Source organism: Streptomyces desertarenae (assembly GCF_042681365.1).
GTDB classification, from domain to species: Bacteria; Actinomycetota; Actinomycetes; order Streptomycetales; family Streptomycetaceae; genus Streptomyces; species Streptomyces desertarenae.
The window spans coordinates 402,493-425,016 of record NZ_JBHUFU010000001.1 but is presented as its reverse complement, the minus strand read 5'-3'; the positions used below and the strand labels follow the sequence as shown (position 1 = coordinate 425,016).

General features: G+C 75.1%; 19 protein-coding genes. 7 read left to right on the top strand and 12 right to left on the bottom strand.

Annotated features, from left to right (window positions below; genetic code table 11):
- Positions 1–270 precede the first annotated feature (270 nt).
- The 3 genes from ACFSJS_RS01870 to ACFSJS_RS01860 form a co-directional block, all read right to left on the bottom strand.
- Positions 271–744, bottom strand: a complete 474-nt coding sequence (locus ACFSJS_RS01870) for an SUKH-3 domain-containing protein (RefSeq protein ID WP_380895931.1) — start codon at positions 742–744, stop codon at positions 271–273.
- Positions 745–1,254: 510 nt separating this feature from the next.
- A complete protein-coding gene (gene glnA, locus ACFSJS_RS01865) occupies positions 1,255–2,616 on the bottom strand; it encodes a type I glutamate--ammonia ligase (RefSeq protein WP_380895929.1) in 1,362 nt (453 codons plus the stop codon).
- A 99-nt stretch (positions 2,617–2,715) separates the two neighbouring features.
- Entirely contained in the window at positions 2,716–3,375 is a 660-nt protein-coding gene (locus ACFSJS_RS01860; RefSeq protein ID WP_380895927.1) for a GNAT family N-acetyltransferase, read from the bottom strand.
- A 195-nt stretch (positions 3,376–3,570) separates the two neighbouring features.
- Between ACFSJS_RS01860 and ACFSJS_RS01855 the strand changes: the two genes are divergently transcribed.
- Entirely contained in the window at positions 3,571–5,325 is a 1,755-nt protein-coding gene (locus ACFSJS_RS01855; RefSeq protein ID WP_380895925.1) for an NAD+ synthase, read from the top strand.
- A gap of 70 nt (positions 5,326–5,395) precedes the next feature.
- Here ACFSJS_RS01855 and ACFSJS_RS01850 read toward each other — a convergent pair whose 3' ends face one another.
- Together ACFSJS_RS01850 and ACFSJS_RS01845 are read right to left on the bottom strand one after the other, a co-directional pair.
- Positions 5,396–6,643 carry an MFS transporter gene (locus ACFSJS_RS01850; protein ID WP_380895923.1) on the bottom strand — a complete coding sequence of 416 codons (1,248 nt, stop codon included), beginning with the start codon at positions 6,641–6,643 and terminating at the stop codon, positions 5,396–5,398.
- Positions 6,644–6,832: 189 nt separating this feature from the next.
- Positions 6,833–7,876, bottom strand: coding sequence for an endonuclease/exonuclease/phosphatase family protein (locus ACFSJS_RS01845; protein WP_380895921.1), 1,044 nt, complete (start codon positions 7,874–7,876; stop codon positions 6,833–6,835).
- Positions 7,877–8,189: 313 nt separating this feature from the next.
- Here ACFSJS_RS01845 and panB point away from each other — a divergent pair, with 313 nt between their 5' ends.
- Positions 8,190–9,047, top strand: coding sequence for a 3-methyl-2-oxobutanoate hydroxymethyltransferase (gene panB / locus ACFSJS_RS01840; RefSeq protein ID WP_380895920.1), 858 nt, complete (start codon positions 8,190–8,192; stop codon positions 9,045–9,047).
- A 362-nt stretch (positions 9,048–9,409) separates the two neighbouring features.
- Positions 9,410–10,204, top strand: a complete 795-nt coding sequence (locus tag ACFSJS_RS01835; protein WP_380895918.1) for a site-2 protease family protein — start codon at positions 9,410–9,412, stop codon at positions 10,202–10,204.
- On the opposite strand, the gene ACFSJS_RS01830 is transcribed toward ACFSJS_RS01835, so the two are convergent.
- The 3 genes from ACFSJS_RS01830 to ACFSJS_RS01820 form a co-directional block, all read right to left on the bottom strand.
- Positions 10,191–10,403, bottom strand: a complete 213-nt coding sequence (locus tag ACFSJS_RS01830) for a hypothetical protein (protein ID WP_380895916.1) — start codon at positions 10,401–10,403, stop codon at positions 10,191–10,193. The two genes, ACFSJS_RS01835 and ACFSJS_RS01830, sit on opposite strands and share 14 nt — an antisense overlap.
- Positions 10,404–10,515: 112 nt before the next feature.
- A complete protein-coding gene (gene npdG, locus ACFSJS_RS01825) occupies positions 10,516–11,232 on the bottom strand; it encodes an NADPH-dependent F420 reductase (protein WP_380895914.1) in 717 nt (238 codons plus the stop codon).
- 110 nt (positions 11,233–11,342) lie between these two features.
- Positions 11,343–11,570, bottom strand: coding sequence for a hypothetical protein (locus ACFSJS_RS01820; RefSeq protein WP_380895913.1), 228 nt, complete (start codon positions 11,568–11,570; stop codon positions 11,343–11,345).
- Positions 11,571–11,623: 53 nt separating this feature from the next.
- Between ACFSJS_RS01820 and map the strand changes: the two genes are divergently transcribed.
- From map to ACFSJS_RS01805, 3 genes are all read left to right on the top strand, one after another.
- Entirely contained in the window at positions 11,624–12,481 is an 858-nt protein-coding gene (gene map / locus ACFSJS_RS01815; RefSeq protein ID WP_380895911.1) for a type I methionyl aminopeptidase, read from the top strand.
- Between the two features lie 295 nt (positions 12,482–12,776).
- Positions 12,777–14,429: a cellulase family glycosylhydrolase gene (locus ACFSJS_RS01810; protein WP_380895909.1), complete on the top strand. Its 1,653-nt coding sequence runs from the start codon at positions 12,777–12,779 to the stop codon at positions 14,427–14,429.
- Between the two features lie 116 nt (positions 14,430–14,545).
- Positions 14,546–15,535: an SCO2278 family lipoprotein gene (locus tag ACFSJS_RS01805; RefSeq protein ID WP_380895907.1), complete on the top strand. Its 990-nt coding sequence runs from the start codon at positions 14,546–14,548 to the stop codon at positions 15,533–15,535.
- A gap of 52 nt (positions 15,536–15,587) precedes the next feature.
- Here ACFSJS_RS01805 and ACFSJS_RS01800 read toward each other — a convergent pair whose 3' ends face one another.
- Positions 15,588–16,325, bottom strand: coding sequence for a bifunctional DNA primase/polymerase (locus ACFSJS_RS01800; RefSeq protein ID WP_380895905.1), 738 nt, complete (start codon positions 16,323–16,325; stop codon positions 15,588–15,590).
- Positions 16,326–16,652: 327 nt separating this feature from the next.
- Between ACFSJS_RS01800 and ddaH the strand changes: the two genes are divergently transcribed.
- Positions 16,653–17,462 carry a dimethylargininase gene (ddaH, locus tag ACFSJS_RS01795; protein WP_380895903.1) on the top strand — a complete coding sequence of 270 codons (810 nt, stop codon included), beginning with the start codon at positions 16,653–16,655 and terminating at the stop codon, positions 17,460–17,462.
- A 60-nt stretch (positions 17,463–17,522) separates the two neighbouring features.
- On the opposite strand, the gene ACFSJS_RS01790 is transcribed toward ddaH, so the two are convergent.
- The 3 genes from ACFSJS_RS01790 to ACFSJS_RS01780 all read right to left on the bottom strand — a co-directional run bounded on the left by ACFSJS_RS01790 (position 17,523) and on the right by ACFSJS_RS01780 (position 22,194).
- The gene (locus tag ACFSJS_RS01790) at positions 17,523–18,590 is read right to left on the bottom strand and encodes a small ribosomal subunit Rsm22 family protein (protein WP_380895901.1); all 1,068 of its coding nucleotides are present in this window, start codon (positions 18,588–18,590) and stop codon (positions 17,523–17,525) included.
- Between the two features lie 386 nt (positions 18,591–18,976).
- Entirely contained in the window at positions 18,977–20,308 is a 1,332-nt protein-coding gene (locus ACFSJS_RS01785; RefSeq protein ID WP_380895900.1) for a type III PLP-dependent enzyme domain-containing protein, read from the bottom strand.
- Between the two features lie 239 nt (positions 20,309–20,547).
- Positions 20,548–22,194: a PucR family transcriptional regulator gene (locus ACFSJS_RS01780; protein WP_380895898.1), complete on the bottom strand. Its 1,647-nt coding sequence runs from the start codon at positions 22,192–22,194 to the stop codon at positions 20,548–20,550.
- Between the last annotated feature and the right edge of the window lie 330 nt (positions 22,195–22,524).

Here is a 22,524-nt window from a genome sequence, read left to right as displayed (position 1 = left end):
TCCGGGCGAGGCACCGCGCGAGCCGCCACGGCCGGCCGCCGTGCGGCCGTCGCCGCGCTCCTGGTCCAGGCGCCGCAACCGGTCGCAGACGAGTGCGGACTCGGCGCGGTGTCCGGTGGACGGCTCACGGCGCTCCGGGGGTGGGAGCCGGAGAACTCCCGCACCGCCGGACGCAGCCCGGGACTCCCGTCCCCCGCCGGGTCGGTCCGGCTCACGACCGTGCCCTGGATCGGCAGGGAGGCGGCGGCGCCGGGGACGCCGGGGACGCCGTCAGGCATGGAAGTCCTCCGCGTCCTGGAACTCCCCGTACATGAAGGTGAAGAAGGCTTCCCTCATCCCGGTGCCCAAGAAGTAGTCACCGGAGTGATGGAGCAGGAACACCCGATTCGAGTCGTCCACCAGGAACAGGGCACCGTCGTAAGTGTCGTGCCCGACGGCGAACACCTTGGCCCCCAGTTCCTGTTCGAATTCCGCGACCTCCTCGGCCTGCCCCTTGTAGACGATCCCGGGAACCATCACGGCATGGTTCTCGGGACGGTCGTGGAGGAAGAACTCCAGTTTCCCGTAGTTGCGGACGACGCTCAGAGCGCAGGAAGAGGGGGACGTGGGCACGCCATACCTGGCGAAGACTTCCACAGCCGACCGGACGAGTTCTTCCGCTTCCTCGCCGATGTTTCGCTCCGGACTCCAGCCGTACCCCCTCAACCAGCCGTCGAGTTCTTCGGGGGATGAAGGAGAAGACACGGAGCACTCCTGGTGAAGCGGTGTTCGCCGCGATCGTCCACGTGCCGGTCAGCGGCTGCGCCCGGTGGACCGGCCACCGCCGTTCCACCGTTCGCTGCGAGCGCCGTTCCCGCAACCACCCGGCCTTCCCCGGCCCGGCCGCTGTCCTCTGCTGCCGCAGACGGCTGATCCGCCTCCCCGCACAGGACACGCTCCGGGTGCCTGACGAGGCGCGACCGGCGGCACCGAGGTCCGCCGTGCCTCCACTGCGGGGACCCCGGGAAGGCAGCACCCGACTCTGTACCAGCGTGATCCACACGACCGACTTCTCCCGCCGGCCCGGAACGAGCCGGATGGCATGGACGGCGTGCTTGTCCCCGGAAGCAGCACCGGGCGAACGCACGAGGCAGACCGAAGGCGTCCGGCTCCGGACGGCCCGCAGACGGCCCAGGACGGAGCGACTCGGGGCCGGCGGCCGCGTGCCGCCGGCCCCGAGTGCTGTTGCGGCTGGAGAACTGCGCTGACCTGCGCCTACAGCACCGGCAGGCTCTTGCGCAGCTCGAAGGCGGTGACCTCGGAGCGGTACTCCTCCCACTCCTGCTTCTTGTTGCGCAGGAAGAAGTCGAAGACGTGCTCGCCGAGCGTCTCGGCGACCAGTTCGCTGCGCTCCATCAGCCCGATCGCCTCGCCCAGGTTCTGCGGCAGCGGCTCGATGCCCATCGCGCGGCGTTCGGCGTCCGACAGGGCCCACACGTCGTCCTCGGCGCCGGCCGGGAGCTCGTACCCCTCCTCGATGCCCTTCAGGCCGGCGGCGAGCAGCACCGCGTAGGCCAGGTAGGGGTTGGCGCCGGAGTCCAGCGAGCGCACCTCGATGCGGGTGGAGCCGGTCTTGCCCGGCTTGTACATCGGCACGCGGATCAGCGCGGAGCGGTTGTTGTGCCCCCAGCAGATGTAGGAGGGCGCCTCGCCCCCGGCGCCCGCGGTGCGCTGGGCGCCGCCCCAGATGCGCTTGTAGGAGTTGACCCACTGGTTGGTCACGGCGGAGATCTCGCCGGCGTGCTTGAGCAGCCCGGCGATGAAGGAGCGGCCGACCTTGGAGAGCTGGTACTCGGCGCCGGACTCGTGGAAGGCGTTGCGGTCGCCCTCGAACAGCGACAGGTGGGTGTGCATGCCGGAACCGGGGTACTCCGAGAACGGCTTGGGCATGAAGGTGGCCTGCACGCCCTGCTCCAGCGCGACCTGCTTCATCACCAGACGGAACGTCATGATGTTGTCGGCCGTGGAGAGCGCGTCGGCGTACCGCAGGTCGATCTCCTGCTGTCCGGGGGCGCCCTCGTGGTGGGAGAACTCCACCGAGATCCCCATCGACTCCAGCATGGTGATCGCCTGCCGGCGGAAGTCCTGGCCGACGTGCTGGGGGGTGTGGTCGAAGTAGCCCGAGGAGTCGGCCGGGGTGGGCCGGGAGCCGTCCACCGGCCGGTCCTTGAGGAGGAAGAACTCGATCTCGGGGTGGGTGTAGAAGGTGAATCCCAGGTCGGAGGTCTTGTTCAGGGCCCGCTTGAGGACGTAGCGCGGGTCGGCGTACGAGGGGGAGCCGTCCGGCATCAGGATGTCGCAGAACATCCGCGCGGTGCCCGGGGCCTCGGCGCGCCAGGGCAGGATCTGGAACGTGCCGGGGTCGGGCTTGGCGATCATGTCGGACTCGTAGACGCGCGCGAAGCCCTCGATCGCGGACCCGTCGAAGCCCATGCCCTCGTCGAAGGCCTGTTCCAGCTCCGCGGGCGCGACGGCGACGGACTTCAGGAAGCCGAGCACGTCGGTGAACCACAGCCGGACGAACCGGATGTCGCGCTCCTCGAGCGTCCTGAGCACGAATTCCTGCTGCTTGTCCATGGTCACCCATCCTCGCTGGTCAGACGGCCCTTCCCCGCACCGCCCGGGGTCGAGGGGGCGGCCGGCACACCAGTATCACGGTGAGGGGTTACCGTCACATTACGCCGCTCCGGCCCCGCGGTGATCCCCGTGGTGCGGCAACGCCCCCGTGGGCCTGCCCAGGTAGGTGAGCGGCCCCGGATCGCGGACGGCCAGCTCGCGGAAGCCGAGGCGGTCGTAGAAGCGGCGGGCGCCGGTGTTGGCCGTCAGCATCCCCAGGTGGACGCGCTCCGCGCCGGCCCGGTGCAGCGCGGCGAGCAGTTCGCCCATCAGCTCCGTGCCGTGGCCGGCCCGCTGGTGGCCGGGGAGGATGTCGATGTGGAGGTGCGCCGGGTGGTCGGCCAGTTCGGGCAGGACCATCCGCTCGGGCGTGTACAGCAGTTCGATCATGTGGTCGTCGGGGGTCCGCGGCGTCTGCGCCCTCGGGTACCGCCCGGCGACGCGGGGCAGCCACGTGCGGCGGAACGCCTCGGCGAAGGCGGCGGTGTCGGCGGTGCCGACCGCGTACCCCACGGCCCGCTCGCCGTCGTCCAGGACGAAGGCCAGCTCCGGTTCCAGCCACAGGTAGGGGCCGGCGAAGAGGTCGCCCATCAGGTCGGGGTCCCGGTAGGTCCCCCGGGCGTCGCCGCCGGCGTCGGCGGTGCGCACGCACACGTCGTACACCGCGTCCCGGTCCTCGGGCCGGCAGGGCCGCACGAACGGCCTGGTCCTCGTGGTCACCGCTCTCCTCCTCGCCTCCCCCGCTTGGGAGCGCTCCCAGAATGGCCGTGCGACCGCCGCGCGGCAACCCCTGCGAGCCGCCGCCCCGCCCCGCGCCCCGGCCCGGGAGGTCCACCCGAACGGGTGCGACACGCGGCGGGAGGGCCGCCCTCCCGCCTCCCCCGATCGCGTCAGTACGACGATTAGACTGACCGCGTGCCTCAGCTACGACTCGCCCTGAACCAGATCGACTCCACCGTCGGCGACCTCGCCGGGAACGCGGACGCGGTCGTCCGCTGGACGCGGCACTCGGCCGACCAGGGAGCGCACCTGGTGGCGTTCCCCGAGATGATGCTCACCGGCTACCCCGTCGAGGACCTGGCCCTGCGGCCGTCCTTCGTCCACGCCAGCCGGGCCGCCCTCACCGCCCTCGCCGCCCGCCTGGCCGGCGAGGGGCTCGGGGAGCTCCCGGTGGTGGTCGGCTACCTGGACCGGGCGGAGGAGGCCCGGCCCCGCTACGGCCAGCCCGCCGGCGCCCCGCAGAACGCGGCGGCCGTCCTCCACCGCGGCGAGGTCGTGCTGACCTACGCCAAGCACCACCTCCCCAACTACGGGGTCTTCGACGAGTTCCGCTACTTCGTCCCCGGCGAGACGCTGCCCGTGATCCGGGTGCACGGGATCGACGTGGCGCTGGCGATCTGCGAGGACCTGTGGCAGGACGGCGGCCGCGTCCCCGCCGCCCGCGCCGCCGGGGCGGGGCTGCTGCTGTCGATCAACGCCTCCCCCTACGAGCGCGACAAGGACGACACCCGCCTGGACCTGGTCCGCCGCCGTGCCCGCGAGGCCGGCTGCACCACCGCCTACCTGGCGATGGTGGGCGCCCAGGACGACCTGGTCTTCGACGGCGACTCCATCGTCGTCGCCGCCGACGGCGAGGTCCTGGCGCGGGCGCCGCAGTTCGAGGAGGGCTGCGTCGTGCTCGACCTGGACCTGCCCGCCGCCTCCGACACGCCTCCCTCCGGGGACGTGGCCGACGGCCTGCGCGTGGACCACCGCGTCCTGACCGCCGACCCCCTCCCGCCGTACGAGCCGGAGGTCACCGGCGCCGAGGCCCCGCGCCTGGACGACGACGAGGAGGTCTACACCGCCCTCGTGACGGGTCTGCGCGCCTACGTGCGGAAGAACGGTTTCCGCTCGGTGCTCATCGGCCTCTCCGGCGGCATCGACTCCTCCCTGGTGGCGGCCATCGCCTGCGACGCCGTCGGCCCGGAGAACGTGTACGGCGTCTCCATGCCCTCGCGCTACTCCTCGGAGCACTCCAGGGACGACGCCGCGGAGATGGCCCGGCGCACCGGTCTGAACTTCCGCACCGTGCCGATCGGCCCGATGTTCGACGCCTACATGGACGCGCTGCACCTCACCGGCCTCGCCGAGGAGAACCTCCAGGCCCGGCTGCGCGGGACCCTGCTGATGGGGCTGTCCAACCAGGAGGGCCACATCGTCCTCGCACCGGGCAACAAGTCCGAGCTGGCGTGCGGCTACTCCACCCTCTACGGCGACTCGGTGGGCGCCTACGGGCCGATCAAGGACGTCTACAAGACGACCGTCTACCGCCTCGCCCACTGGCGCAACAAGGCCGCGGCCGAGCGCGGCGAGACCCCGCCGATCCCGGAGAACTCCATCGCCAAGCCGCCGAGCGCCGAGCTGCGCCCGGGGCAGGTCGACTCCGACTCCCTGCCCGACTACGACGTCCTGGACCGCATCCTGGAGCTGTACGTCGACCGGGACCGGGGCCGCGAGGAGATCATCGCCGAGGGCTTCGACGAGGAGACCGTCACCCGGGTGCTGCGGATGACGGACACCGCCGAGTACAAGCGGCGGCAGTACCCGCCGGGCACGAAGATCTCGGCCAAGGGCTTCGGCAAGGACCGGCGCCTGCCGATCACCAGCCGCTGGCGCGAGACCGGCTGACGCCGCGCGCGGAACGGGGCCGCGGCGGGGTCCGCCCGCCGCGGCCCCGCCGAACGCCCCGGCACCCGCCTCAGCGGACGCCGGCCCCGTCGCGGTCGCCCGCCCTCCGGGCCCCCGCACCGCGGGCGACCACCCGGGACCGGCCGCCGGACGAGGGGGTGCGGTCCAGCACGCCCGCCACCAGCGCGATCGCCAGCCCCACCACGGCCAGCACGGCGCCCACCAGCGCCGGCGAGGTCCAGCCCCAGCCGGCCGCGATGGCCGTGCCGCCGGCCCACGCGCCGCCCGCGTTGGCCAGGTTGAACGCGGAGTGGTTGGAGGCCGCGGCCAGCGTGGGGGCGTTGCGCGCCTTCTCCATCACCAGCATCTGCAGCGGCGTGGTCGTCATGAAGCCGACCGCACCGATCACCACCACGGTCGCCATCGCCGCCCACGGCACGTGGACCGTGAACCGGAAGGCCACCAGCACCGCGGCCAGCGCCGCCAGCGCCCCGTACAGCGTCGGCCGCAGCGCCCGGTCGGTCAGCGGCCCGGCGGCCAGGGCACCCAGCGTCATGCCGACGCCGAAGAGGGCCAGCACGACCGTCACCGACGACTCCGCCATCCCCGTGACCTCGGTGACCATCGACGCGAGGTAGCTGTAGAGGGCGAAGACGCCCGCGAACCCGAAGACGGCGGTCAGGAGTCCGAGCAGCACCTGCCGGTCGCCCAGCGCCCGCACCTCGCGGCGCAGTTCGGCGCCGGCGCCGCCGGCGCCCTTCCGCCGCTCCGGCGGCAGGTGCGGCACCAGCGCCGCCAGCGCCGCCATGGCGGCCAGCCCGATCACGGTGACGACCAGGAACGTCGCGCGCCATCCCAGCTGCTGCCCCAGCGCGGTGCCGCCCGGCACACCGACGATGTTGGCCACCGTCAGACCGAGGAACATGGTGGCCACGGCCCGCGCCTGCCGTCCCTCCCGCACCAGGCGGGCGGCGACGACCGCGCCGACGCCGAAGAACGTCCCGTGCGGCAGCCCGGCCAGGACCCGCCCGGCCAGCAGGGTGCCGTAGTCGGGGGCGAGGGCGGAGGCGAGGTTGCCGACGGTGAACAGGCCCATCAGGGCGATCAGCATCCGCCTGCGCGGGATGCGGACGCCGACGGCGGCCAGGAGCGGGGCGCCGACCACGACGCCGATGGCGTAGGCGGAGACGAGGTGGCCGGCGGCGGGCACGGTGACGCCCAGGTCGTCCGCGACGTTGGGCAGCAGGCCCATCATCACGAACTCCGTCGTACCGATCCCGAAGGCCGCGACTGCGAGCGCGAGCAGGGCCAGGGGCATGGCGGAAGGGCCTTTCGACGCGAGGGGTGGTGGCGTGTCATAGACGCGCGGAGTCGGTGTGCTCCGGGCACAACCCAGTGTGGCAGCTTTTTGTTCCGCCGCAAAACAAATAGGTGACGGCCATGCTACGAACAGCGAAAGGCCCGCCCCCGCGAGGGGACGGGCCGGCTCGCCGGCGGCCGCGGCCGCCTACCAGCTCACCGACGCCGCCAGCGGCAGGTGGTCGCTCCCGGTCCGCGGCAGCGACCACGACGAGACCGGCTCGACCCCCTTCACCATGATCTGGTCGATCCGCGTCATCGGGAACGACGCCGGCCAGCTGAAGCCGAAGCCGTCGCCCGCCGCGCCCTGGGTGGAGCGCATCTGGGAGGTGACCGACGCCAGCGCCCGGTCGTTCATCGTCCCGTTGAGGTCGCCCAGCAGCACGCCCCGCTCGATGCGCTCCCGCACGATGGCCTCGCCCAGCATGTCGGCGGCCAGGTCCCGCTGCCGCGCGGTGAAGCCCGCCTCGAACTTCACCCGCACCGACGGCAGGTGCGCCACGTACGCGAAGACCTCGCCCCCGGGCGTGTCGACGGTCGCGCGCATGGCCCGGGTCCAGCCGATCCCGATGTCCACCGGCCTGGTGTCGCCCAGCGGGTACCTGCTCCACAGGCCGACCGTGCCCTGCACGGCGTGGTACGGGTAGGCGTCGGCCAGCGCCGCCTCGTACTGCGGCACCGAGCGCTTCGGCAGCTCCTGGAGCGCCACGAGGTCGGCGCCGGCCCGGACGAGCTGCCGCGCCGTGCCGGCCGGGTCGGGGTTGTCGGCGTTGACGTTGTGGGTGAGGACCGTCAGGTCGCCGCCGTCGGCCCGCTTGTCGGTGATCAGACCGCCGAACATGTCCGCCCACACCAGGACGGGCAGCAGCAGCGCGACCAGCGCGGTGGCCGAGCGCCGCAGCAGGGCCGCCGCCAGCAGCACCGGGACCGCCAGCCCCAGCCACGGCAGGAACGTCTCCAGCAGGCTGCCCAGGTTGCCGATCCGGTTGGGCACGTGGGAGTGCAGCACCATCAGCAGGGCGACCAGCACGGCCAGTGCGGCGATCACCCGGCCGCGCCGCCACCGTCCCTCGCCGCCCAGCCGGGCGAGCGCGCGCCGGAGACGGGCGGCCGGGCGGGCGGGCCCGGAGCGGCCGGGCGCCTCCTCCTCCGACGTCCGCGACTCCGTGTCCGTCATGTACGCCCGTGCCATCCGCCGTCCTCACTTGCCGTCACAGCGGCCGCCCCGGTCCGGCTCCCCGGGTGGCGGCCGGTCTTGCGTGTGCTGGGCGTGCCGGTCCGCGCCGGGCGGCCCGCACGCCGGTACGTCTGCCAGGACGAACACGGCCGGGTGTCGGGTTCCTGATCTCCGGCGCCCCTCCGCCACTGTAACGAAACGCGCACATTCCGGCACCGCGCGGTGTGCCGGGCCCCCTTCCCTCCCTCCTCCCGGGGGTGCCACCATGGACGTGGATCCGGGGACGCCGTCAGGGCGCCTCGAGACGACGAACACAGGAGCCGGCGCAATGACGCACGCCCAGAAGCCCGCCGACGGCAGCAAGGCGCTGTACGGCGGTACTCAGCAGCGACGCATCACCGTGAGGGACCTGGCCGCCGCCAAGGAGCGCGGCGAGAAGTGGCCCATGCTCACCGCCTACGACGCGATGACCGCCTCCGTCTTCGACGAGGCGGGCATCCCCGTCCTGCTCGTGGGGGACTCCGCGGGCAACTGCCACCTCGGCTACGACACCACCGTGCCCGTCACCATGGACGAGATGGCCGTGCTCTCCGCGGCCGTCGTGCGCGGCACCCGGCGCGCGATGGTCGTCGCCGACCTGCCCTTCGGCGCCTACCAGGAGGGGCCCGTCCAGGCCCTGCGCAACGCCACCCGCCTGGTGAAGGAGGCGGGCGTGGGCGCGGTCAAGCTGGAGGGCGGCGAGCGGTCCCTGCCCCAGACCGAGCTGCTCGTGCGGTCCGGCATCCCCGTGATGGCCCATCTGGGGCTCACCCCGCAGTCGGTCAACGCGCTGGGCGGCTACTACGTCCAGGGCCGCGGCGAGGAGGCCGCGCAGCAGCTGCTGCGCGACGCCAAGGCCGCGCAGGACGCCGGCGCCTTCGCCCTCGTCATGGAGATGGTCCCGGCCGAGCTGGCCGCCGAGGTCACCCGCTCCCTGCACATCCCGACCGTCGGCATCGGCGCCGGAGCCGGGTGCGACGCGCAGGTGCTGGTGTGGACGGACATGGCGGGCATGACGCCGGGCCGCATGCCGCGCTTCGTGCGGCAGTACGCGGAGCTGCGCGCCTCCCTCGGCGACGCCGCGAGGGAGTTCGCCCGGGACGTGGTGGACGGCGCGTTCCCCGCCGCGGAGCACAGCTTCCACTGATCCGGCGCCGGCCGCCGCCGGCCCGCGGACCATCCCCCGGCCGGCTTCCCCCACCGGCCACCCCACCGGCAGCCCGCCGGCGGGCCCGCGAGGCCCCGTCGGCGGGCTGTCGGCCGTCCGCGGGGCCGCTGCCGGCGGTCCGTCGGCGGCTGCGAGCGCGGCCGCCGGGCATGGCCGCGGGGCACGGCGACAGGCGGCGCCCCTCCCCGGGGCCCCGCACAGCCGTCCGGCCGGCCACCCCGCCTCCCGCCGGTGCGCCCGGTCCCACCGGTGGGAGGCGGCGCGGGAGGGGCCGGGCCGCGGGTGGGCGGGCGCCGGACGGGCTCGCACCCCGGCGGCCGCGCCGGGTACGGTCTGCCCCCATGGACGCGAGCCGCACCCGCACCGGCCGTCGGATCAGCCCCGTGTTCCCGGCGCTCCTGGCCGTGCTGGGAGCGTCGGCCTGGGGGCTGTGGACCGGCTTCGCGGCCGTCGGCGCCGCGGTGTTCCTCTTCGTCGTCTCCGGCTGGATCGCCTCGCTCTGCCTGCACGAGTACGCGCACGCGCGCACCGCCCTGCACGGCGGCGACCTCTCCGTGGAGGCCAGGGGCTACCTCACGCTCAACCCGCTGAAGTACACCCACGCCCTGCTCAGCGTCGTCCTGCCGGTGCTGTTCGTGGTCATGGGCGGCATCGGGCTGCCCGGCGGCGCGGTGTTCATCGAACGCGAGCGCATCCGGGGCAGGCTGCGGCGCAGCCTGGTGTCGGCCGCCGGGCCCCTGGTCAACGCCGCCCTCGCGGCGGCCCTGACTGCCCCCTTCCGGCTCGGCGCGGTGGACGGCGCGCCGGTCGCCTTCCGCTGCGCGCTGGCCTTCCTGGCGATGCTCCAAGTGACGGCCGCGGTCCTGAACCTCCTGCCGGTGCCCGGCCTGGACGGCTACGGCGTCCTGGAGCCCTGGCTGCCGCACGGGATCCGCCGCCGGGTGGAGCCCGTCGCGCCCTTCGGTCTGCTCGCGGTCTTCGCCTGTCTGTGGATCCCCGAGGTCAACGCCGTCTTCTGGGCCGGCATCGACGCGGTGACGGGGACGCTGGGGGTCTCCCGGCAGGAGACCGCCTACGGGCTGGAGTACTTCCGCTTCTGGGAGGGCGGGCCGCCGTCTGCCGTCATTCCCCGTTGACCTGGGCCGAGGCCCGCGCCAGCCGGTCCCGGCGCACGTAGTACCAGGCCATGTTGGACGACAGCCCGGCCATCAGGACCCACACGATCCCCACCAGCCAGGCGCCCTTGACGAAGGCCACCACCGCGGCGGCGGCGGCGAGGCCGCAGACGGCGAGGGCGAAGAGGGACAGCCGCCGGTGCGGGGACGAGGGGGCCATGGGGACGCGCTCCAGGGGGGTACGGCGTTCGTGACCCGTCCATTGTCCCCCATGGCCCCGGCGGCGGCGGGCGCGCCCCGCCCGGTGACCGCCGGACCCGGCGGCGGGCCGCTCAGATGTCGGTGAGCCGCACCCCGGCGTGCGCCTTGTACCTGCGGTTGACCGAGATCAGGTTCGCGACCAGCGACTCGACCTGGTGCGCGTTGCGCAGCCGCCCGGCGAAGACGCCGCGCATGCCCGGGATGCGGTGCGCGAGCGCCTGCACGATCTCGCAGTCGGCCCGCGCCTCGCCCAGCACCATCACGTCGGTGGCGATCTCCTCGATCCGCGGGTCCTGGAGCAGCACGGCCGACAGGTGGTGGAAGGCGGCGGTCACCCGGGAGTCCGGCAGCAGCGCGGCGGCCTGCTCGGCGGCGCTGCCCTCCTCCGGCTTCAGCGCGTAGGCGCCCTTCTTGTCGAAGCCGAGCGGGTTGACGCAGTCCACGACCAGCTTGCCCGCCAGCTCCTCCCGCAGGCCCTCCAGCGTCGCGGCGTGGCCCTCCCACGGCACGGCGACGATCACGACGTCGCTGCGGCGCGCGCACTCGGCGTTGTCCGCGCCCTCCACGCCGAGGCCCAGTTCCCCGGCGGCGGCCCGCGCCCGGTCGGCCGCGCGCGAACCGATGATCACCTTCTGCCCGGCCCTGGCCAGCCGGTACGCCAGGCCGCGGCCCTGGTCGCCGGTGCCGCCGAGCACGCCGACCACCAGGCCGGAGACGTCGGGCAGGTCCCAGGGGTCCTTGGCGGGGGCCTTCTGCGGAGCGGCTGCGGAAGCTTCGTTCGAGGTCATGCCTCCGATCCTGCCAGGGTCCGCAGGGCTCGGCACCACCGGGGTTACCGGCCGGTAGAGCGACGTCGGGGAACCGGGGCGGACGCGGGGGCGGGCGCCCGCCCCCGCCGTCAGGGGGCACCGTCCCGGGGGGCGCCCTCGCTCCAGCGGGGGTCGTTCTCCCACCGGACGTTGCGCTCGCGCGCCGTCTCCATCGCGTGCTCGGCCTCGGAGCGGGAGGCGTAGGGCCCCATGCGGTCCTTGGCGGGGCACTCGGGCCCCTCCTCGACCGTGCGGTGCTCGAGGCAGTAGAACCACTCGCCGGGCCTGCCGGCCGCCTTGCGCTTGAACAGTGCCATGTGTTCCATGCTGCCCCGCGGGGGCGCCGCCTACCGCCGCTAGACTCGCGCACATGTCTGGCCAGTCACTCCTCGTCCCCGGCACCCTCTCGCCGCGCCGCACCGTCCCCGCCTCGATCCCGCGTCCGGAGTACGTCGGCAAGGACGCGCCGGCCCCGTACACCGGACCCGAGGTGCAGGACGCCGAGACGATCGAGAAGATGCGGATCGCCGGACGGATCGCCGCCCGCGCCATGGCGGCGGCCGCCGAGCACATCGCACCGGGCGTGACCACCGACAAGTTGGACGAGGTGGCGCACGAGTACCTGTGCGACCACGGCGCCTACCCCTCGACGCTGGGGTACCGGAAGTTCCCCAAGTCGCTGTGCACCTCGGTCAACGAGGTCATCTGCCACGGCATCCCGGACTCCACCGTGCTGCGCGACGGCGACATCGTGAACCTGGACGTGACCGCCTACATCCACGGCGTGCACGGCGACAACAACGCCACCTACCTGTGCGGGGAGGTGGACGAGGAGTCGCGGCTGCTGGTGGAGCGGACGCGCGAGTCGCTGGACCGCGCGATCAGGGCGGTGCGGCCGGGGCGCCGGATCAACGTCATCGGCCGGGTCATCGAGTCGTACGCCAAGCGCTTCGGGTACGGGGTGGTGCGCGACTTCACCGGGCACGGGATCAACAGCTCGTTCCACTCGGGACTGATCATCCCGCACTACGACGATCCTCGCGCGACCACGGTGATGAAGCCGGGCATGACGTTCACCATCGAGCCGATGCTGACGCTGGGCACCCACGAGTGGGAGATGTGGCAGGACGGCTGGACGGTGGTGACCAAGGACCGCAGGCGGACGGCCCAGTTCGAGCACACGCTGGTGGTCACGGAGACCGGGGCGGACATCCTGACGCTGCCGTGACCCGGCCGGCGCCGGCGCCCTCCCGCCCGCCCCGGCGCAGCCGGGCCGCCGCGCCCCCGGCCGGGGGCGCGGTCTGACGCACCCGCGGCGGCGGGGCCCGCCCCCCGCCGCCGCGCCTCCTGCCGACCCCGAAGGCTCCGGGGAGGCGGACCACCGACCTCTGTCGCACCTCTTGACGCGGACTCACCGACAGGGCTTCATTGGGAGCGCTCCCAGGCCCAGCTGCGAGAAAACGGTCGCAGCGCATCGAGACATCGTTGTCATCGTCATGCCACACGGTCCGCTGGAGGGACAGATGAGATCACGCACCACCCGCACGGCCGCCGCCGGGGGCCTGCTCCTCGGCCTGGCGCTGTCGCTGTTCGGCCCCGGCCAGGCCGGGCACGCCGCCGAGGGGGCCGCCGGCGCCGCCACCGGCCTCCACGTCGACCGGGGGCGCCTGCTGGAGGCGAACGGCAACGACTTCGTGATGCGGGGCGTCAACCACGCCCACACCTGGTACGCGAACGAACTGGACTCCCTGGAGCACATCAAGGCCAAGGGCGCCAACACCGTCCGCGTCGTCCTCAGCAGCGGCGACCGCTGGACCCGCAATGACACCTCCGACGTGGCGAACGTCGTCTCCGAGTGCAAGCGGAACCGGCTGATCTGCGTCCTGGAGGTGCACGACACCACCGGCTACGGCGAGCAGAGCGGAGCGGTCTCCCTGGACCGGGCGGCGGACTACTGGATCAGCGTCCGCAGCGCCCTGGAGGGGCAGGAGGACTACGTCATCGTCAACATCGGCAACGAGCCGCACGGCAACAGCGGCTACGAGAGGTGGACCGCCGACACCAGCGGCGCCATCAGGAAGCTGCGCGACGCCGGCTTCGACCACGCCCTGATGGTCGACGCCCCCAACTGGGGCCAGGACTGGTCGGGCACCATGCGCGCCAACGCCGCCGCGGTCTTCGGCGCCGACCCCGACCGCAACACCCTGTTCTCGATCCACATGTACGGGGTCTACGACACCGCCGCCGAGGTCCGGGACTACCTGAACCACTTCGTGAACGCCGGACTGCCCGTCCTGGTCGGCGAGTTCGGGCACGACCACTCCGACGGCAACCCGGACGAGGACGCCATCCTCGCCACCACCGAGCAGCTGGGCCTGGGCTACCTGGGCTGGTCCTGGAGCGGCAACGGCGGCGGCGTCGAGTACCTGGACATGGTGGCCGGCTTCGACCCGGACTCCCTGACGAGCTGGGGCGAGCGGATCTTCAACGGCCCCGACGGCATCGCCGCGACCGCCGAGGAGGCCGCGGTCTACGGCGGCCCGGGCGGCGGCGACACCACCCCGCCCACCCGCCCCGGCACCCCCACCGCCTCCGGCGTGACCTCCACCGGCGTCACCCTGTCCTGGGGCGCCTCCACGGACGACGACCGGGTGGCCGGGTACGAGGTGGTCCGCGTGGACGGCTCCTCCGAGACCGTCGTCCGCTCCACCACCGGCACCTCCGCCACCCTGACCGGCCTGGCGGCGAACACCTCCTACACCTTCGCCGTGTACGCGAAGGACGCCGCGGGCAACCGCTCGCAGCGCTCGGCCACCGTCGCGGTCACCACCGCCGGCGGAGGCGGCGACCCCGTGGGCGCCTGCTCCGTCTCCTACCGGATCGCCGGCCAGTGGCAGGGCGGCTTCCAGGGCGAGGTCACCGTCCGCAACACCGGCACCTCGGCGATCAGCGGCTGGACCCTGGGCTGGAGGTTCGCCGACGGCCAGACCATCACCAACATGTGGGGCGGCACCCCGTCCCAGAGCGGCCCGTCCGTCACCGTCCGGCCCGCCTCCTACACCGCGAACATCCCCGCGGGCGGCTCGGTGACCCTCGGCTTCACCGGCACCTGGAGGGGCGGCAACACCGCCCCGGACGCCTTCACCCTCAACGGCGGTGCCTGCGCGCTCTCCTGACCGGCACGGGGGTCCCGGTCGCGGAGGGGCCGGGACCCCCACCCGGGATCCGGACGGCACGGGGCACCGGTAGGGTTCCGCCGGTAGAGCCTCGTGAGTCCGGGAGGGGTCGGAGAGTGCGGACGAAGGCGCGTGGGCTGGGGCTGCGGACCGCGGTGGTGCTGACGGCGCTGGCGAGCCTGGCGGGACTGACGGGCTGCGTCACGGTGCACGGCGAGGAGGCCGTGGTCCCGGCGACGACCGCGGGCGAGGCGGCGAAGGCCCTGGAGCACTTCGCCGAGACCAACAACGAGGCCAACCGCGCCCTGGACGCCGAGCTGAACGCCACCATCGAGACGGGCCCGCTGGGCACCGTGGACCAGGCCGGCCTGCGGGCCCGCCGCACCGTCCACCCGCAGGGCAACCCCGGCCACCGGCCGCTGGAGCTGACCGACGCCCGCTTCCTCATCCCGCGGCAGGCCGGCTGGCCGAAGTTCTTCGTCGCCGACACCGCCGCCAGCCAGAGCCCGGGCAAGCGGTGGCTGCTGGTCTTCACCCGGGGCGGCGTCGAGGAGACCTGGAAGGCGTCCTACCTGTCGGTGCTCACCCCCGCCGCGATGCCGCGGTTCGCGCGGGACGCCGACGGCTACGCCGAGGCCGTGCCCGCCGACGAGACCGCCGGCCTGGCCCTGGCCCCCCGGGACCTCAGCGCCGCCTACGCCGACCACCTGCGCGAGGGCGGCGGCCCCTTCGCCGAGGGGCCGCTGACCAGCGCCCTGCGCGAGGAGCGGAAGAAGGCCGCGGCCGGTCCCGGAGCCCGCACCCAGTGGGCCGACCTGCCGGCCGAGGACCCCCGCTACGCCCCGGTGGGGCTGCGCACCGAGGACGGCGGGGCGCTGGTGTTCTTCACCACGCACCACCAGATGAAGCAGACCGTCCCCCAGGGCTACCGCCCGCAGGTCGAGGACCCCTACGTCAAGGCCCTGCTGGAGGGGACGCCCCGGCAGTCGGTGACGTACGTCCGGCTCGCCCTGCAGACCGCCGCCGTCCCCGCCGCGGACGCCGCCGACCCGCAGGTGCGGCTGCTCTACCGCCTCCAGCGCCTGACGGGCGCCAAGGGCGAGTGAGACGCGGCGCGGACAGGGGGGCGCGGGCCGCGCGGCCGGACCGGCGGCGCGGCTAGCGGACCGGCCAGGGCGCCGAGTGGTCGGGCTGGTCCTCGGCGTGGGCGGCGCACGCGTCGGTCAGGGCCTCCAGCATGGTCAGCGGGTCGGGCAGCGGCCGCTCGGGGGCGCGCAGCCAGCCCACCGCGGGCTCGCGCCCGTCACCGGGCAGCCGCGCGGGCGGCACCAGGACGTAGCTGCCCCGGCAGTGCCAGCGCAGGCCGGGGTGGTCGTCCAGGGTCTCGGGATGGCAGTCCAGCTCGCACGGCCACCACTCGTCCTCGTCGTCCGGAGTGCCCCGGGTCGCGGTGAAGAACAGCATCCGGCCCGACCACGGATCGTTTCCGCACACCGCCACCGGCCCGACCTCCACCCCCTCGGCCTCCAGCCGCTCCAGTGCGGCCCGCCCCGCCACCACCGGTACGTCCAGCACGTCGTGGGTGCGCCCGGTGGCGGTGACGAAGTTGGCCAGGGGCTGGCTCGCCGCCCAGCGGACGATCTGCTCGGGGTCGGTGGTGGCCTGGGTCTGCCAGGCGAAGGAGACGGGGTGCCGGCCCGGGGTGGGGCAGCCGATCCGCTCGCAGGAGCAGCCGTAGCCCTCGGGGTGCGCGGCCGGTGCCAGGGGGAACCCCGCGGCGGCCGCGGTCAGCAGCAGATCCTCCCGCACCCGGGCCGCCTCCTGCACGGCACTCGCGTGCGAACCGCTCCGGGAGCGTCGGCGCAGCCACCGGGAGAATCTGCTTTCGCGTTCCATGAACCGCCTCACTCGCGACCGGGACCGTGGATTCTCGAGGGTACGGAACCGGACGCCCTCAGCCGGGCGGAATCCACGGATCTCGGATGACCTTCTCCATCCTGCGCCCTTCGCACCGCCGATGCGTAATCGGGGGGCCGTCGCGATCGTCACAACGGGCGCACGCGGCCCGCCGCGGCCGGCGGAGGACGCGCCACCGGCGCGGGACGCGGCGCGCCGCCGGAGGGAATCCGCGCCGTGCAAGGGACGCGGCAGGCCCGGCGGGTGGACCATGTGGTCACGCCGTGCGACACCTCCGCCACGCAGCGACCCTGTGAGGAGACTCCCGTGTACTCAGCCCGCCGCTATCTGATGTGCCCACCGGCGCACTTCCGGGTCAGCTACTCCATCAACCCGTGGATGGACCCCGCCAAACCCGTCGACCTGCCGCTGGCCGTCGCGCAGTGGGAGGCCCTGCGCGACCTGTACCGCTCGCTCGGCCACACCGTCGAGGAGCTCGCCCCCGACCCGGAGCTGCCCGACATGGTGTACGCCGCCAACGGCGCCCTCGTGGTCGACGGCCGGGTGCTGGGGGCCCGCTTCGCCCACCCCGAGCGGGCGGGGGAGGCGGCGGCGCACCTGGAGTGGTACCGCGCCCGCGGCTTCGCCGAGGTCCGGGAGCCGGAGCACATCAACGAGGGCGAGGGCGACTTCGCCGTCACCGCCTCCTGGCTGCTGGCGGGCCGGGGCTTCCGCAGCAGCCCGCTCTCGCACCCCGAGGCGCAGGAGTTCTTCGGCCGCCCCGTGATCGGCCTGGACCTGGTGGACCCGCGCTTCTACCACCTGGACACGGCGCTGTGCGTCCTGGACGACTGCCGGGACGACGCCGTCATGTACCACCCGGAGGCGTTCTCACCCGGCAGCCGGGCGGTGCTGGCCCGCCTCTTCCCCGAGGCGGTCGTCGTCGGGGAGGCGGACGCCCGCGCCTTCGGCCTCAACGCCGTCAGCGACGGGCACCACGTGCTGCTGCCGCAGGCCGCGGCGGGGCTGTTCGGGCCGCTGCGCGAGCGCGGCTACGAGCCGGTCGGCGTGGATTTGGGCGAGCTGCTCAAGGGCGGCGGCAGCGTGAAGTGCTGCACGGCCGAGCTGCGGGGCTGAGGCCCCGGCCGGCCGGTGGGTCGGCGGGCGGGCCCGGCGCCCCACCGCCGGCTCCGCCCGTCACTCCCGCGGGGTCCCGCCCCCTCCGCCGTCCCACCGGTCGCCCCAGTCCGCGTCCCGGGCGGCGCGGTAGGCGGGACCGTGCCGCCTGGTGACGGTCTCGCGGCGCAGTCCGCCGCGCTCGCCGTCCGGCCCGGTGCACAGGTCCAGCAGCACCTGCCCCTTGCGGAGCTGCGGCCTGCGCACGATCCGCGCCCCGGCGGGCGCGCTGGGCGGGGCGCCGTCCGGGCCAGGGCGGACGGCCGCCACGTAGGAGAACTTCTCGTCCTCGTACGCCAGGGAGCCCCCCTTCACCTGCCGGTGGAGGGAGGAGCGGCTGACGCGGGCGGCGAAGTGGCACCAGTCCGAGCCGGGCGCGATGGGGCAGGCGGCACCGTGGGGGCAGGGGGCGAGGACGCGCAGCCCGGCTCCGACCAGCCTGCGCCGCGCCTCGATGATCCGCTCGTAGCCCGCCGGGGTGCCCGGCTCGACGACCACCACCGCGCGCCCGGCGGCCGCGGCGGCGTCCACCAGCCCGTGCCGGGCCTCCTCGGGCAGTTCGCCCAGGACGTAGGAGACGGTGACGAGGTCGGCGGAGGGCAGCTCGCCTCCGGCGGTGATCCTCCCGTGCCGCCACTCGGCGGCGCGCAGCGCGGCCGAGCCGGATCCCGCGGCCAGTTCGCGGCCGAGGGCGAGGGCGGGCTCGGCCCAGTCCAGGACGGTGGTCCGCCGCGTCCCCGGGCCCGTGCCGTCCGCTCCGCCGTCGCCCCAGGTCGCGGCGGCGGCCCACACGGCCGCGCCCGTGCCGCCGCCCACGTCCAGGTGGGTGGCCGGGGCCAGGCCGGGCGCCCGGTCGGCCAGGGCGCCCAGCGCGGCGGCGACGGCCTCGAAGGTGGCGGGCATCCGGTAGGCGGCGTACGCCGCGACGTCCGCGCGGTCGCGCAGCACGGGCGCGCCGGTGGGGACGCTCCCCCGGTAGCTGGCGATCAGCCGCCCGACGGCTCCGGCGGCCTGCTTGGGCGGCAGTCCGTCGAGCAGTCCGGCGAGCGCGCCGCGCAGTTCTTCGTCGATGCGGGGGGAGGCGAGCACCCGGTCAGTGTAGGCGGGCGCGGCCGGGTCGTGCCGCGCCCGCCCGGCGGGGGCGGCCGGCGCTCAGCGGGTCTGCGCCCACACCGCCAGCAGGCTCACCGCGGTGGCGCCCGCGCCGTAGCAGGCGCCCCGCAGGAACTGGTCGGCCGCCATGCGCCGGCGCCGCGCCGCCCACCGCGCGCCCGCGCGCGCCGTCCGGCGGCAGCGGTTCCCGGCGGCGGCCAGGCGCCTGCCCCGGTTCCACCGCCCGGCCCGGTTCCGTCCGCGGCCCCCCTGGCGGTCCGGCGGGGCCGGGGCCCGGTCCGCCGGACTTTCCGCCGGGGTACGCCTCGCTCTCTTCACCGTCGGCTCCTCCTGTGTGTCGTGGGACGCGGTCCGGCCGGCGTTCAGCCGGCGGCGGCCGGCAGGTCCCACCCCGGCTGCGCGGGGCGGACGGTCTCGAAGGCGACCCGGCCGCCCGCGTCCACGCGGAAGCCGTGGACGGCCGGCTCGGGCAGGCTGTTGTAGTGGAAGGGCGTGGAGAAGTAGTACGCGCCGGTGTCCGGGAGGACGACGAGGTCGCCGGGCTCCAGCAGCGGCAGCGCCCGGTCGCGCGCCAGCAGGTCCCCGGCGAAGCAGGCCGGGCCGCCGACGTCCTGCCGCACCGGCCGCCCGTCCCTGGCGCGGCCGTCGGGGCCGTGGGCCTCGATCCGCAGCGGCCAGGCCTCGGGGGCGAAGACGGTCCGCGTGGCGACCTGCACCCCGGCGTGGGTGATCGCGACCGGTCTGCCCCCCACGTTCTTGGTGTACTCCACGTACGCGGCGGTGAAGCCGTTCTTGGCCGCCACCGAGCGTCCGAACTCGGTGACGACGGCGTACCCGCCGCCGAAGAGGGCCGGGGCGTGCGCGCGCAGGCGGGAGACGTACTCGTCGAAGCCGGGCGCGACCTCGTCGCCGTCGAAGTTGACCGGCAGCCCCCCGCCGATGTCGATGCCGGTCACCTGCCGCCGTCCGACGTGGCGGTTGACCTCCTCGGCGAACTCCACGGCCCGGGCGACGCCCCGGGCGATCAGGTCCAGCGGGCAGCCCTGCGAGCCGACGTGGGTGTGCACCCAGGTGAGCCAGGGGCGCTCCCGGTAGGCCCGCAGCAGCCGCTGCCGGTTGCCGTCGTCCTCCAGCGGGATCCCGAACTTCGAGTGCCGGGTGGCGGTGCTCATCGCGCCGATCGTGCCGCCGCCGACCTGCGGATTGACGCGCACGCCGATCCGCGAGCGGGAGGTGCGGCCCGCCAGGACCGCGTCGATGCGGGACAGCTCCTGGAAGTTGTCGACGTTGACCGCGACCCCCCGGTCCAGTGCCCACCGCAGCTCGGCGGTGGTCTTGGCCGGGGAGTCGAACACGATCGACTCCGGCGGGCAGCCCGCCTCCAGCGCCTGGGCGAGTTCGCCGGCGGTGGCCGCCTCGCAGCCCATGCCGTTGCGGTGCAGCTCGGCCAGCACGGGGACCAGGCAGTTCGCCTTGACCGCGAAGGCGTGGAGGACGTCGAGCGAGGCGGGGAACGCGCGGTGCAGGGCCCCGGCCGTCGCGGCGAGGCCGTCGAAGTCGACGAACCCGGCCAGGACGGCCCGTTCGGGGTGGAGCAGTCCCTCGCGCACGGCGGCCCGCAGGACGTGCTCCCGCCGCCGGGCGGGGACGCAGAGGTCGGCGGGGTCGGTGGGAGCGGAGAGTTCGGTGGTCATGGCACGCCCTTCGGTGTCGGTCCGCTGGAGCGCCCGGCGCGCTCGCCGCCGGGCCTGTCACCAGAGTGCGCGCGGACGGGCGGGGCGTCTTCGTGGCGTCCGCCGGGATGCCGCGGCGGACGCGGTGCGGCGGGCAGTGCCGCGGGGGTGCGTGCCGCCGCCGTCGTGCGCGGCGACGAAGGAGCGGCGCGCCCTTCTCGTCCGCGGACGAGAAGGGCGCGGGCGGGACGGCGGCGGGCTCAGGTGCCGCCGCGGCCGAGCAGGCGCAGTTCGATCTGGGCCAGCAGCCGGGCGTCGGGGTCCTCCAGGTCGATCCCCGACGCCTGGACGAGCCGGCGGACGCGGTAGCGCAGGGTGTTGGGGTGCACCCCCAGGGCGCGGGAGGCGGCGGGCACGTCGCCGAAGTGGTCGAGGTAGGCCCGCAGGGTCCGCACCGCGGAGATCCCGCCGTTCTCGGCGTCGAGCGCCGCCAGCCGGGCCACGGGGGTCCGCGGGGGCAGCGGCAGTCCCGTGAGCGCGTCGGCGATCCGGGCCAGGGCGACGGCCTCGGCCACCTCCCCCACGCCGGCGACCGTGCGGGTCCCCGGGGACTCCAGCAGGGCCCGCAGCGCCTCCTCGGCGGAGCGGCGGGACTCGGGCAGCCGCGCGGGGCCCTCGACCACCTCCCCCAGACCGATCCGCGCCGTCACGCCGAACGCGGCCGACACCTGCCGCGCCAGGGCGTTCCCCAGCCGCGCCGTCCGCGCGGCGGCCCGCTCCCCGTCCTCCTCCAGCGCTCCGAGCACCACCAGCACCGCGCCGCCCATCGGCACCGCCACGGCCCGGTGCCCGTGGGCGGCGCAGTGCAGCGTCAGCAGGCCGTGCAGGCGCGCGGAGCCGTCGCCGTCCCGGCCAGGTCCGGCGTGCACCGCCAGGACCGCGCAGGGCCCGTCGGCCGGCAGCCCGGCCCGCTCGGCCGACGTCCCGGCGGCGCCGCGCCCCTCCAGCAGGGACCGGGCCGCGTCCTCGACGAGGTGGTCGTGCCCCGCGCGCGTGCGGTGGCGGACCAGGTGGGGGGCGGCCGCCCGGGCCACCGCCCCCAGGGTGCGGGCCGCGTTCGGCGCGAGGGGCCGGCCCGCGGCCGCCACCCAGATCGAGCCCAGGAGCTCGTCGCCCGCCCTGACCGGTGCCACCAGGCGTTCCGGGGCCTCGCCCCGCGCGGGCCGGTGGAGCACGTCCCGCGCGTTCCACAGCGCCTGGAGGAATCCGTCCTCCCGCATGGCGGCGACGCGCCACTCCGGGACGCGGCGGCCGAGGATCGTCAGCCGGCGCACCTCGTCCACGTCCTCGTGCACGGAGGAGTGGGCGAGGACCCGCGACCGGGTGTCCTCGATGGTCACCGCGCCGCCGACCAGCGCCGCCACGGCGTCGGCCAGCCCGTTCAGGTCGCCGGGGGCCACGGCCGCCGTCGCCGGGTCGGGCGGGACGCCCGCCGAGGCCAGTCCCGCCCGCAGCACGCTCACCAGGTGGGCCCAGGTGCACCACGCGGTGCGGAGGAGCACGGCGGTGCCGGCCTCCTCGGCGGCCTCCCGCAGCGCCGGGGACGGCCGTCCGGTCCGGCCCGGCCCGAACACCACGGCCGGCGCCCCGGCGGCGGCCGCCCGGCGCACGACGTCGACGGCGACGGCCGACTCCGGGTCGACGCCGATCGCCAGCAGCAGCTCCCCGGGGCCGGCCGCGGGCTCCAGTGCGTCCAGCACCGCCACCCCGGTGACCGCCGCCCCCGCGCCCCGGGGCATCGCGCACGGCTCCCAGACCCCGGCGCCCACCACCGAGAGCAGTTCCTCCAGCGTGGTTCCGGGCGCCGCTTCCGCGGGTAACCCGCCCGTCTCGTCCGTCGTCCCCACCGTCTCCCCCTTCTTTCGCCCCGCCGCGCCGCCCCTGCGGCTCCGGCGGCGGGTGCCCGCATCCCTCCGGGCGGCGGCGCCACCCGGCGGAGGCCAGCGTAGGGCGGGAGGCGCCGCCCGCGCGGGGATCCGGTGCCACGGGCCCGGCGGCGCGGGCGGGCGGGGCGCGGGGCCGGTGCCGGCGCGGCGGCGGGGTAAACGGGTGCGTGCCGGGTGAATGCGTTTCGCTCCCGTCCGGGGAAGGCGCTTTTCCTTGTTCTTTCAATTCTTCACCGGAAAAGAGAATTCCCGGCGGCGGTCACCGCGCGGGAGCCGCTCCCGTCCCCTCTC

Excerpts from the sequence above, each read along its gene's own strand:
- glnA (WP_380895929.1), bottom strand. The coding sequence starts at position 2,616 with ATGGACAAGCAGCAGGAATTCGTGCTCAGGACGCTCGAGGAGCGCGAC.
- ACFSJS_RS01850 (WP_380895923.1), bottom strand. The coding sequence starts at position 6,643 with ATGCCCCTGGCCCTGCTCGCGCTCGCAGTCGCGGCCTTCGGGATCGGT.
- ACFSJS_RS01845 (WP_380895921.1), bottom strand. The coding sequence starts at position 7,876 with ATGGCACGGGCGTACATGACGGACACGGAGTCGCGGACGTCGGAGGAG.
- panB (WP_380895920.1), top strand. The coding sequence starts at position 8,190 with ATGACGCACGCCCAGAAGCCCGCCGACGGCAGCAAGGCGCTGTACGGC.
- ACFSJS_RS01835 (WP_380895918.1), top strand. The coding sequence starts at position 9,410 with ATGGACGCGAGCCGCACCCGCACCGGCCGTCGGATCAGCCCCGTGTTC.
- ACFSJS_RS01830 (WP_380895916.1), bottom strand. The coding sequence starts at position 10,403 with ATGGCCCCCTCGTCCCCGCACCGGCGGCTGTCCCTCTTCGCCCTCGCC.
- npdG (WP_380895914.1), bottom strand. The coding sequence starts at position 11,232 with ATGACCTCGAACGAAGCTTCCGCAGCCGCTCCGCAGAAGGCCCCCGCC.
- ACFSJS_RS01820 (WP_380895913.1), bottom strand. The coding sequence starts at position 11,570 with ATGGCACTGTTCAAGCGCAAGGCGGCCGGCAGGCCCGGCGAGTGGTTC.
- map (WP_380895911.1), top strand. The coding sequence starts at position 11,624 with ATGTCTGGCCAGTCACTCCTCGTCCCCGGCACCCTCTCGCCGCGCCGC.
- ACFSJS_RS01810 (WP_380895909.1), top strand. The coding sequence starts at position 12,777 with ATGAGATCACGCACCACCCGCACGGCCGCCGCCGGGGGCCTGCTCCTC.
- ACFSJS_RS01800 (WP_380895905.1), bottom strand. The coding sequence starts at position 16,325 with ATGGAACGCGAAAGCAGATTCTCCCGGTGGCTGCGCCGACGCTCCCGG.
- ACFSJS_RS01785 (WP_380895900.1), bottom strand. The coding sequence starts at position 20,308 with ATGACCACCGAACTCTCCGCTCCCACCGACCCCGCCGACCTCTGCGTC.